Annotated in this window: 7 protein-coding genes, 1 rRNA gene and 1 pseudogene; 3 read left to right on the top strand and 6 right to left on the bottom strand. The window is 41.6% G+C overall.

Features of this window, described 5'->3' with window-relative positions; translation table 11 throughout:
- Window positions 1–260: 260 nt before the first annotated feature.
- Entirely contained in the window at window positions 261–1,907 is a 1,647-nt protein-coding gene (pgi, locus tag IQ211_RS15935; RefSeq protein ID WP_189760897.1) for a glucose-6-phosphate isomerase, read from the bottom strand.
- A gap of 276 nt (window positions 1,908–2,183) precedes the next feature.
- Between pgi and lysC the strand changes: the two genes are divergently transcribed.
- From lysC to IQ211_RS15920, 3 genes and pseudogenes are all read left to right on the top strand, one after another.
- A complete protein-coding gene (lysC, locus tag IQ211_RS15930) occupies window positions 2,184–3,557 on the top strand; it encodes a lysine-sensitive aspartokinase 3 (RefSeq protein ID WP_189760898.1) in 1,374 nt (457 codons plus the stop codon).
- A gap of 196 nt (window positions 3,558–3,753) precedes the next feature.
- Window positions 3,754–4,584, top strand: coding sequence for a glyoxylate bypass operon transcriptional repressor IclR (iclR, locus tag IQ211_RS15925; protein ID WP_189760899.1), 831 nt, complete (start codon window positions 3,754–3,756; stop codon window positions 4,582–4,584).
- 103 nt (window positions 4,585–4,687) lie between these two features.
- Window positions 4,688–4,780: pseudogene (locus tag IQ211_RS15920) on the top strand (bifunctional 4-hydroxy-2-oxoglutarate aldolase/2-dehydro-3-deoxy-phosphogluconate aldolase); the annotation flags it as partial.
- Here the strand turns inward: IQ211_RS15920 and aceK are convergent.
- The 5 genes from aceK to rrf form a co-directional block, all read right to left on the bottom strand.
- A complete protein-coding gene (gene aceK / locus IQ211_RS15915; RefSeq protein WP_189760900.1) occupies window positions 4,778–6,553 on the bottom strand; it encodes a bifunctional isocitrate dehydrogenase kinase/phosphatase in 1,776 nt (591 codons plus the stop codon). The pseudogene IQ211_RS15920 and the gene aceK overlap by 3 nt on opposite strands.
- An 86-nt stretch (window positions 6,554–6,639) precedes the next feature.
- Complete coding sequence (gene aceA, locus IQ211_RS15910) at window positions 6,640–7,947, bottom strand: isocitrate lyase (protein WP_189760901.1); 1,308 nt, start codon at window positions 7,945–7,947, stop codon at window positions 6,640–6,642.
- A gap of 57 nt (window positions 7,948–8,004) precedes the next feature.
- Window positions 8,005–9,600 carry a malate synthase A gene (gene aceB / locus IQ211_RS15905; protein ID WP_189760902.1) on the bottom strand — a complete coding sequence of 532 codons (1,596 nt, stop codon included), beginning with the start codon at window positions 9,598–9,600 and terminating at the stop codon, window positions 8,005–8,007.
- A 309-nt stretch (window positions 9,601–9,909) separates the two neighbouring features.
- Window positions 9,910–10,839, bottom strand: a complete 930-nt coding sequence (metA, locus tag IQ211_RS15900) for a homoserine O-acetyltransferase MetA (RefSeq protein WP_189760903.1) — start codon at window positions 10,837–10,839, stop codon at window positions 9,910–9,912.
- Window positions 10,840–11,434: 595 nt separating this feature from the next.
- Window positions 11,435–11,536: ribosomal RNA gene (gene rrf / locus IQ211_RS15895) — 5S ribosomal RNA — on the bottom strand; the annotation flags it as partial.

Here is an 11,536-nt window from a genome sequence, read left to right as displayed (position 1 = left end):
GAATAGCGTGATCTTAGCGTTTTAATGGGAGAAATAGCTATAGAAAGTCATATTCTGGTCTTTATTTAACCTCAATAACCTTGCTAAAAATGTGAGATCTCGCCCTGCCTTAATAACAGTTAGTAAGGTGAGAAGAGATTATCCCAATCTAACTTCAAGATGCGTGTGATTTCTCCCCGCTTCGCGGGGAAAAATCAGGTTTCATCGTGTCGTAAATTGCAACTTGAAGTTTAATACGTATAGATAATAGGTAGTTCAGATTAACGCCATGCTTTGAATTGGTTAATCAGGCCATTTGTAGAGCTGTCATGGCTAGTTACAGCTTCTGCATCGTGCAGCTCAGGCAAAATACGGTTCGCCAATTGCTTGCCCAATTCTACGCCCCATTGGTCAAATGAGAAGATATTCAGAATGGCTCCTTGAACAAAGATCTTATGTTCATACATAGCAATCAATGCGCCCAAACTGAATGGGGTAATTTCACGTAATAAAATAGAGTTGGTCGGACGGTTACCTTCAAACACTTTGAATGGCACAACATTCGCCACGTCTTCAGCATTTTTCCCTGCTTGCGCAAATTCAGCTTCCACCTGAGCCTGTGTTTTACCAAATGCCAACGCTTCAGTCTGTGCAAAGAAGTTAGAGAGCAGTTTACTGTGGTGATCGCTCACGGGATTATGGCTGATTGCTGGAGCAATAAAGTCACACGGGATCAATTTAGTTCCCTGGTGGATAAGCTGATAGAACGCATGTTGACCATTAGTGCCAGGCTCGCCCCAGATAATCGGCCCTGTCTGGTAATTCACCGGATTGCCATTACGATCGACATACTTACCATTTGATTCCATATTGCCTTGTTGGAAATAGGCAGCAAAACGGTGCAGGTATTGGTCGTAAGGCAGAATCGCTTCAGTTTCCGCCCCAAAGAAATTGTTGTACCAAATGCCGATCAGTGCCAGCAAAACAGGAATGTTCTGCTCGAAGGCCGTTTGCTCAAAGTGTTTATCCATGGCATGAGCGCCACTTAGCAGCTGTTCGAAATTTTCATAACCAATGGAAAGCGCAATAGATAAACCAATGGCAGACCAAAGCGAATAGCGTCCCCCTACCCAATCCCAGAACTCAAACATGTTTTGGGGATCGATACCAAATTTTCTCACTTCTTGTTCATTGGTGGATAATGCCGCAAAATGTTTCGCAATATACGTTTCATCAACAGCACTTTGCAGGAACCAATGGCGGGCAGAATGTGCATTGGTCATCGTTTCTTGCGTGGTAAACGTCTTGGAGGCAACCAAAAATAAAGTGGTTTCTGGATCTAAGTTTTTTAGTGTTTCGACAATGTGGGTTCCATCAACATTGGAAACAAAATGCATATTCAGGTGATTTTTATACGCTTTCAGTGCTTCAGTTACCATATAAGGACCAAGATCAGAGCCACCAATGCCAATATTGACGACATCTGTAATAGCTTTGCCTGTATAACCTTTCCACTCGCCACTAATGATGCGCTCACTGAATGATTTCATTTTCGCCAGCACCGCATTGACTTGCGGCATCACATCTTCGCCATCCACCATAATCGGTGTATTACTACGGTTACGTAGGGCAATATGCAGCACCGCACGATCTTCAGTACGATTGATTTTCTCACCAGAGAACATACTGCGAATTGCGCTGGCTAAATCGGTTTCTTGCGCCAATGCTTGTAATTTTTCCAGTGTTTCCGCGGTAATACGGTTTTTAGCGTAATCCACCAGAATCTGCTGATCAAACGTCGCAGAAAATGTCGTAAATCGTTTTTTATCCTGTTCAAACAGATCCCGCAAATGCACATTTTTCATTTGCTCAAAATGCTGTTGCAATGCTTTCCAGGCTTCGGTCTGGCTAGGGTTGATGCTTTTCATGAATAATGCTCTCTATCAACTGTCAATAACTATAGGAATGCACAGATTGTAACGGTTTAATTCTGTGATTAATCTCCTTTTCCTTGTAATTACTGATATTGGTCAAAATAGCTCATGATTTCCAGTCTTAATTGTTGAGATAGGCAAAAACGATAATTGCCTTTCCATCATGAAAATTATTTATGCTTCATCATCAAACATTGACTCCGTACGCCTAACCCGATATTTCTAAAAGCCTACTCTCTGAACTATTCTCCGAACAAAAGGTTATCATCCATGTGTGCTGTTTCATCTCCTAACTCGCAGTATGTAGTAGCAAAATTTGGTGGTACTAGTGTGGCAGACTTTGATGCCATGAATCATTGCGCCGACATTATTTTGGCGGACACCAATATCCGAGTGATCGTTCTGTCAGCTTCCGCTGGCGTAACCAATTTGCTGGTTGCATTAGCAGCTGGCTGCGAGAGTGGCAAACGGGAGAACTACCTGAAACAGATCCGTGACATTCAATACGCCATCATTGACCGATTGAATGACGCTGGTGTGATCCGTGAGGAAATAAATCGTCTGCTGGAAAATATTGAAATGCTGTCAGAAGCAGCATCGCTTGCTACTTCAGAAGCATTGATAGATGAATTGGTTAGCCACGGTGAAGTTATGTCCACCTTATTGTTTGTAGAGTTGCTGCGTCAACGCAATATGGATGCCGAATGGTTTGATATCCGGCGGATCATGCGAACCAATGATAACTTTGGGCAGGCAGAGCCAGATATACTCCAGCTCCATACTTTGGCAATGGAATCTCTTCATCCTCGCCTGAACGATACAATCGTCATTACTCAAGGGTTTATTGGCAGAGAAGAAAAAGGGCGTACAACTACGCTGGGGCGAGGTGGCAGTGATTATACCGCCGCCTTACTGGGTGAAGCGCTTGGTTTACAGCGTGTTGATATCTGGACAGATGTTCCAGGCATCTACACTACCGATCCCCGTATTGTTCCTACAGCTAAACGCATCAATAAAATTGCCTTTGATGAAGCGGCAGAAATGGCAACATTTGGTGCCAAAATCCTCCATCCTGCCACTCTGCTACCCGCTGTTCGCTGTGGCATTCCTGTATTTGTCGGCTCCAGCAAAGATCCACAAGCAGGCGGTACGGTGGTTTGTGATAAAACAGAAAATCCTCCGCTGTTTCGTGCATTGGCCTTGCGCCGTAAACAAACTTTGCTGACATTACATAGCCTGAAAATGCTACATGCCAGAGGCTTTCTGGCTGAAGTTTTTACCTTACTGTCACGCCATAATATTTCGGTAGATTTGATTACTACATCAGAAGTCAGCATCGCCCTGACGCTGGATACCAAAGGTTCCACCAGCACTAATGGCAACCTGCTGACCAATGCATTGTTAACTGAACTTTCTAAATTGTGCCGTGTGGAAGTCGAAGAAGATATGGCATTAGTGGCGATTATCGGTAATGAACTTTCACAGGCAAAAGGATTGGGAAAAGGAATTTTTGGTGTGTTGGAACCATTTAATATTCGCATGATTAGCTGTGGTGCAAGCAGCCATAATGTCTGTCTGCTTGTTCCTGGTAACGATGCGGAACAGGTCGTTCAGACATTGCATCAGAGTTTGTTTGAAGGCTGAAAAAATAAAGTCAAATATCTTGCCAGAAAACCCGCATAAAAAGCGGGTTTTTTGATCTTGCAAAGAAGAAACCACAACACATCGGATGTGTTTTTCCCCTCGTTATCATCCATAATAAGAAAACGAAAATAAATTCCATTTTGTGTCCATCGCAGCTATCGTTGCTGCAAGCAGACGATTATTCAGAGGGAATCTTATGAGCACAGCCGTTGCCAGCAAACGCACAAAAAAAACGAAAACGATGACAAACAGTGCCGCTGCAAGCGGTCAGGTTCAATCTTTAAGTCGAGGGTTAACGCTTTTGGAATATATTTCCGATTCATCTGTTGGTGTTGCCCTGACTGATCTGGCGATACAAGCCGGTTTGCCCAATTCCACTACCCACCGCCTTTTAACCACCTTGCAACAACATGGTTTTGTTCGCCAGATAGGTGATCTAGGATTGTGGGTGATCGCTTCCCATGCTTTTGTCGTTGGCAGTAGTTTTCTACAAAGCCGTAATCTGATGGTGCTGGTTCACCCGATATTGCGTCAGTTAATGGAAGATTCCGGTGAAACCGTCAACCTTGCCATCCTTAATCTGGATGAATATGAAGCCGTGATTGTTGATCAAGTACAATGTAACGCGCTGATGAGAATGTCCGCCCCCATTGGCGGTAAACTACCAATGCACGCTTCCGGTGCTGGAAAAGCCTTGCTGTCTACCCTATCTGAGCAAAAACGCCTCCAATTGCTGCATAAAAAAGGGATGCACGCTTATACCCAACATACCTGTACCACCGCCGCAGCATTAACAGAAAATCTCGAACAGATCCGCAAGCAAGGTTTTTCATTTGATGATGAAGAACATGCATTAGGATTACGCTGTATTGCTGCCTGTATCTATGATGAGCATCATGAAGCCTTTGCCGCTATTTCCATCTCCGGCCCAGTATCACGCATCTCTGATGATCGAGTGATTGAACTTGGCGCTCTTGTTATGCGGGCTGCAAAAGCAATTAGTCGAGAATATGGTGGAATTAAGTAATTTTAGACTTGTAAGCTAAATCGTGACTGTGCTGTCGTTGTCCATTATCAATGCTCACAAGCTAATGTAATGCCGGAATTGCACATGTTGCATTACATTTTAATCAACGGTTTCTGAATTAATGCTGGGGATGAGTTATGGCCTGAACTGTTTTAAATTCTTCCCAGCAGAAGCGAATGGCGGTGTTAAGGCATTAATTATCTGTGGCAATGGTAATATCACTGATGATACGTTTTATTGGGTTGATTTCAGTACGCTGACTGAACCGCTGTCTACGGCGATAAGCAAAAACATCTTCTATATATCCTTTTTTAATCCGCTCTTGCAAAGTCCGCCAATAATCTGCCTTAAATAGATCACTGTGACTTTCTTCAAAATAACACCGAATACGTTTGTCAGTGCATAAAAAATGTCGAAACTCTTCTGGAAAAACATCGTTAGCAGCAACGCTGTACCAAGGTTCACTTGCCAATTCATCTTCCGGATAACGTGGTGGAGGAATATCCCGAAAGTTCACTTCGGTCATGTAACAAATTTCATCATAATCGTAAAAAATCACCCTCCCATGACGTGTCACACCAAAGTTTTTAAACAACATATCACCAGGGAAAATATTTGCAGCAGCCAGTTGTTTAATGGCGTTTCCGTATTCTTCAATCACATCCTTTAATTGCACTTCATTGATCTGTTCCATATAAATATTTAACGGTATCATTTTACGTTCCATATAAAGATGCTTTATCAAGAGCTTATCTCCAAAATCTTCTAACTTTTCGGGTATCTCTTTTTGCAATTCCTCCATTAACTCAGGACTAATATGGCGTTTATCAATCACAAAGTTTTCGAATTCCTGGGTATCTGCCATTCTTCCAACACGATCATGCTCTTTTACCAGTCGATAGCACTCCTGAACACGTTCTTGAGAAACCTCTTTCTGTGGTGCAAATTTGTCTTTAATCACTTTAAATACACGATCAAATGACGGGAAAGTGAAAACCAGCATAACCATGCCCTTCACACCTGGTGCAATTGTAAACTGCTCCTGAGTGGAATTAAGGAATGTCAGGTATTCACGGTAATATTCTGTTTTACCGTGTTTCTGACAGCCTATCGCCATGTATAGCTCTGCCGTGGATTTCGTAGGAAGAATTTCACGCAACCACTCAACTAAAGCTGCGGGTAAGGGCGCGTAAACCATAAAATAGGAACGGGCAAAACCAAAAACAATGCTGGCATCATCGTAATTGGTCAGACAGGTATCGACAAAAATTCCCCCCGATTCATTGTGATGAATCGGTAACAAAAAGGGATACACAATCGCTCCCATTCTAATTTTTCCTACTAACCAGGCTGCCTTATTACGGTAAAATAGTTCATTAGCAATTTGGAATGTGGAGTGTAATAAATCACATTGGGAGAATGTATTCTGTAAATATTGCGTGATATAACCAATATCTCGATCTAAATCCTCCCATTTAAGGCGTAATGGCAAATCATTTAAAATGGTTCGCAGCATTGATGCAAGATCCCCATCAGGGAAAAAATCCCGTGATAATGGGCGAGAAATATGGCGAAAACGGGAAGAAGGTTGAGAAGAAAATATATAGAGGTTTTCTGGTTTCAAGTTACGATGTTTGAAAAATCGGCAGTAAACTGAATTAAAAAAACTTTCTGCAATTTCAAAACGTGGATAATCAGGCAGTAAACAGGTATAAACCGCTTTAACTTCGGCAATGTAATCTTCATCATATTGTAACGGAGTGTGAATGCGTTTCAATTGCTCCACCACCAATCCAACATGATGATCATACAAGTTAATCCGCTTTTTCATCGCCCGTTGTACAGCCGGCCAATCAGCCTGTTCAAAACGTTGCTGTGCCCCAGAAGTGACTTCCAGAAACCGACCATATTGCGCATCAAATCCCTGCAAAATGGTTTGTGCAATTAAATGTGCGAGATCTATTTCCATATTTAGCCACCTTTACCCGACACGTAAAGGGGTATCCCTTTATTGGAATTCCCCCACAATTTATTACCTCAATCAGGATAATGAACTTAGAATTGCTGTTCTTCAGTTGATCCGGTTAATGCAGTAACAGAAGAACCCTCCCCCTGAATAATCGTGGTCACCTTATCAAAATATCCCGTACCCACTTCCTGCTGATGTGAGGAGAATGTATAACCACGGTCAAGGGCAGCAAATTCTTGTTCCTGAACTTTTTCAACATAATGTTTCATTCCTTCACCACGTGCGTAATCGTAGGCCAAATCAAACATGTTGAACCACATGCTATGTATGCCCGCGAGTGTAATGAACTGGAACTTATATCCCATCGCAGATAACTGATCCTGGAAACTGGAGATCGTTTTATCATCCAGATTCTTTTTCCAGTTGAAAGAAGGCGAACAGTTATAAGCTAGCAACTTGCCAGGATATTTAGCATGGATGGCTTCAGCAAAACAACGAGCCGCTTCAATATCCGGTGTAGAGGTTTCGCACCAGACAACATCGGCGTAAGGCGCATAAGCCAACCCACGACTGATAGCTTGTTCAATACCAGCACGGGTGCAATAGAAACCTTCACAGGTTCGTTTGCCAGTAATGAACGCTTTGTCATAAGGATCACAATCTGAAGTCAGTAAATCTGCTGCATCTGCGTCAGTGCGAGCGATTAGCAAGGTGGGTACACCAGAGACATCAGCCGCTAATCGTGCAGCGACCAACTTCTGAATAGCCTCTTGAGTCGGAACCAAGACTTTCCCACCCATGTGTCCGCATTTTTTCACTGCTGCCAGTTGATCTTCAAAATGCACTGCCGCGGCACCGGCCTCGATCATCGCTTTCATCAGTTCAAATGCGTTCAATACCCCACCAAACCCCGCTTCTGCATCAGCGACAATCGGCAGGAAATAGTCAATATATTCTTGACTATCTGGCTCGATACCATTTGACCATTGGATCTGATCTGCACGACGGAAGCTATTATTAATACGTTTGATTACATTAGGAACAGAATCAACAGGATACAATGATTGATCAGGATACATGCTCGCTGCAGTATTCGCATCTGCCGCTACTTGCCAACCGGAAAGATAAACCGCCTCAATACCTGCTTTAGCTTGCTGAAGTGCCTGGCCACCTGTCAGCGCCCCAAGCGCATTCACATAGCCTTTTTTTGCGTTACCATTCAACAAGTTCCATAATTTTTTCGCCCCCATTTGCGCTAAAGTATGTTCAGGATTAATCGAACCACGCAATTTGACGACGTCTTCAGCACTATATGGTCGAGTGATACCTTTCCAACGCGGTTGTTGCCACTCCTGTTCCAATTGAGCGATTTGTTGTTTCCGGGACATGGTCATGATGTTCTACTTCCTATTTTTAATTAATCGGATATTTTTGCCATTATTGTCTTTAAACTAGTCTAATAACTGATAACCAGGTAATGTTAGGAAATCAATTAAGTTGTCCTGAGTGGTAATTCTTTCCATTAAATCAGAAGCTTCCATAAATCGTCCTTGATTAAAACGCAGCTCCCCAACTTCCTGTTTAATAACATCGAGTTCTTCTGCCAACATTTCTCTGAACAGTTCTTTTGTCACTTTTTTACCGTTAGAGAGTGATTTTTCATGGCGGATCCATTGCCAAATCGAAGTTCGGGAAATCTCTGCTGTAGCAGCATCTTCCATTAAACCGTAAATCGGTACACAGCCATTCCCCGAAATCCAGGCTTCTATGTACTGAACGGCAACTCGAATATTTGCGCGCATTCCCTCTTCTGTTCTTTCTCCCAAACAAGGCGCAAGCAATTGTTCAGCCGCAATCGCCTCATCTTCTTCACGTAAAACTGTTAATTGGTTGTGACGCTCTCCCAGCTTTGCGTCAAAAACCTCCATGACAATATCTGCAAGCCCTGGATGCGCTACCCATGTACCATCATGACCGTTATTGGCTTCCAGCTCTTTATCCGCTCTGACTTTGTCCAAAACTTGCTGATTTTGCACAGGATCTTTACTAGGAATAAATGCCGACATTCCGCCCATTGCAAATGCGCCACGTTTATGACAGGTTTTAATCAACAAGCGAGAGTAAGCACTCAAGAAAGGTTGTGTCATCGTCACGGATTGACGATCCGGCAAAACGCGATCAGCATGATTTTTCAGTGTCTTGATATAACTGAAAATATAATCCCAGCGCCCACAATTCAGGCCAACGATGTGATGACGTAAGTGATACAAAATTTCATCCATCTGGAATACGGCTGGCAAGGTTTCAATCAAAACCGTTGCCTTAATCGTACCTATTGGCAAATTGAAACGTGATTCTGTAAAACTGAAAACATCACTCCACCATTGTGCTTCATGGTAGCTCTGTATTTTAGGTAGATAAAAATAAGGACCACTACCTTTTTGCAGCAATTTCTTATGATTCAAGTAGAAATAGAGAGCAAAATCAAACAACCCGCCAGAAATCGGTTCGTTCTTGTAGAGGATATGTTTTTCTGATAGATGTAATCCCCTAACCCGGGCAATCAATACTGCGGGATCTGCTTTCAACTCATAACGCTTACCCTGCTCATTGGTATATGAGATAGTCCCATTGACGGCATCCCTTAAGTTAATCTGTCCATTGATGACCTTATCCCACTCAGGTGCTAATGAATCCTCAAAATCGGCCATAAATACTTTTACATTGGCATTTAAGGCATTGATGACCATCTTGCGCTCTACAGGGCCGGTTATTTCAACTCGACGATCTTTGAGATCATCGGGTATTCCCTGAACTTTCCAATCTCCATTTCTAATGGAAGCTGTTTCCGAAATAAAGTCAGGTAATGAACCGTTATCTATCTTTTCCTGCCAACGTACACGTTCATTCAATAATTTTGTACGCCTGTCAGAAAATTCGATAATTAATTCTTCTAAAAAGCGAATAGATTCAGGTGATAACACCTGTTTCTCCGCCTCTCCAAAAGGTTTAATAAAGGTTAATTTTGTTGCTAATGCCTGCTGCATAATTTCCCCACTTCTCACTTTTAAACACTCATCAGCTTAAGAGTAATCAATTGAAAAAATAAATCAAAAACAGTTTCCATTATTTTAAATAATTAAAATTAATGACGTAGAATCAATAAATTAAGTCATATTAAAGATAAAAAAAGCAGGGAAATAAATTCCAAAAAATCGCACACGACAATGTTAAGTTTTTGTTATGCATGAAAAATCACGGTTGACGATTGAACGACAGCAACGGAAGGAAAATTGACAAAATGAGAAGTGTCTCGCTTCAGCAACTTCTCATTTTATTTAAAACTTAAATTGGGTTTAATCTAAAGTAGGGTTCATAAAAGCGAGATCGTATGGCGTAATTTGGTAGACATAGTAGTTCAACCAATTTGAAAATAGTAAATGGCCGTGACTACGCCAAGATGCAACAGGTTTATTTGCAGGATCATTCTCTGGAAAGTAATTGACCGGCAACTTTGGTTTCAAACCTGCATTACTATCACGCCAATATTCCGCAGCCAATGTACCTACATCATATTCAGGGTGCCCTGTCACAAATACTAATCTCTTGTCTTTACTGGCAAATAAATAGGCTCCTACCTCTTCTGAACTGGCTAAAATATCTAAATCCGTATGTTCACGAATAAGAGATTCAGGAAAATCAGCAAAACGCGAATGAGGGGCAAAAAATGTTTCGTCAAATCCACGGGTTAACAATGCCAGTGGATCTAAAGTTGAATGAGAATAAACACCAGAGAGTTTAGTTTTTCGGGTATGCTTGGGAAGTTGATAAAGAACTTTTAATGCAGCTTGAACCGCCCAACAGACAAAAAGTGTCGAAGTAACATGTTCTTTTGCCCAAGTCACTATTTTTTCAACTTCACTCCAATACACCACATCTTCAAATTCAATGAGTCCTAACGGAGCACCTGTGACAATCAATCCATCGAAATTTTGATCTTTTATTGAATCAAAATCACAATAAAAAGTATCCAAGTGTTCAGAAGGGGTATTCTTACATTGACGACTATCAATGCGCAGCAATTGAATATCGATTTGAAGCGGTGTGTTAGACAATAAGCGAATAAACTGGTTTTCTGTTTCTATTTTCTTTGGCATTAAGTTGAGCAGCAATACCTTCAATGGACGAATATTCTGAATATTGGCCCGTGTTGACGTCATAACAAAGATGTTTTCATTGCGAAGAGCATTCACCGCAGGTAATTCATCTGGTACACGAATTGGCATTGCTTAAAACCTCGACTATTTAACTTATACTTTTAGACTTCTAGATAGCCAAATTTACCCCAAACGGAAAGCAAATGTCGAGTTATTGTACTCAAATTGAAATTATTTCATTTTATTATATAGGAAATAATTATCAGAATAAGGGAGAAAAATTAAGGTGATATTAGTCATAATACGATGTAACCAATATCAACCTTTCATTAAAAATTAAAGATAGGCAGAGTTCATAACTTGGTGGTTCAAACAATCTTTAAACGCCTGATAACTCTGTTTGCTTAGCTGCTCAGGGTAGCTTAAGACAAACGGCCCTGATGACTTCTCTGCTCATGTAAAGGAAAAGCTGTGTTATAGAGTTCATTGATGAGGTCAAAAAAACGATCTTGATGGCTATTAATTCTTCTAAATTTCAGCATTCTCTTGTCAGTAACTTCATATAAATCAGTGGGCTTTTATTGTTGAATAATGAAACTAACACTGAAATAAAGTTATGTCTATTGTTATCACTTTTTAAACAAACTTTATCGTAATTGATTTTTCCAAACACCCAAATGCAAAAAAGCCATCCGGTGACGGATGGCTTCTCTGGCTAATTAATGTCTGGCAGTGCCCTACTCTCACATGGGGAGACCCCACACTACCATCGGCGCTACGGCGTTTCACTGCTGAGTTCGGCATGGGATCAGGTGGGACCACCGCG

The organism is Xenorhabdus griffiniae (assembly GCF_015163655.1).
Taxonomy (GTDB): Bacteria; Pseudomonadota; Gammaproteobacteria; order Enterobacterales; family Enterobacteriaceae; genus Xenorhabdus; species Xenorhabdus griffiniae.
Note: the sequence above shows the minus strand (reverse complement) of the source record. Positions and strands in the feature narration are given on the sequence as shown.

What these genes read in the sequence shown, in the direction of transcription:
- pgi (WP_189760897.1), bottom strand. Translation starts at nt 1,907, where the DNA reads ATGAAAAGCATCAACCCTAGCCAGACCGAAGCCTGGAAAGCATTGCAA.
- lysC (WP_189760898.1), top strand. Translation starts at nt 2,184, where the DNA reads ATGTGTGCTGTTTCATCTCCTAACTCGCAGTATGTAGTAGCAAAATTT.
- iclR (WP_189760899.1), top strand. Translation starts at nt 3,754, where the DNA reads ATGAGCACAGCCGTTGCCAGCAAACGCACAAAAAAAACGAAAACGATG.
- aceK (WP_189760900.1), bottom strand. Translation starts at nt 6,553, where the DNA reads ATGGAAATAGATCTCGCACATTTAATTGCACAAACCATTTTGCAGGGA.
- aceA (WP_189760901.1), bottom strand. Translation starts at nt 7,947, where the DNA reads ATGACCATGTCCCGGAAACAACAAATCGCTCAATTGGAACAGGAGTGG.
- aceB (WP_189760902.1), bottom strand. Translation starts at nt 9,600, where the DNA reads ATGCAGCAGGCATTAGCAACAAAATTAACCTTTATTAAACCTTTTGGA.
- metA (WP_189760903.1), bottom strand. Translation starts at nt 10,839, where the DNA reads ATGCCAATTCGTGTACCAGATGAATTACCTGCGGTGAATGCTCTTCGC.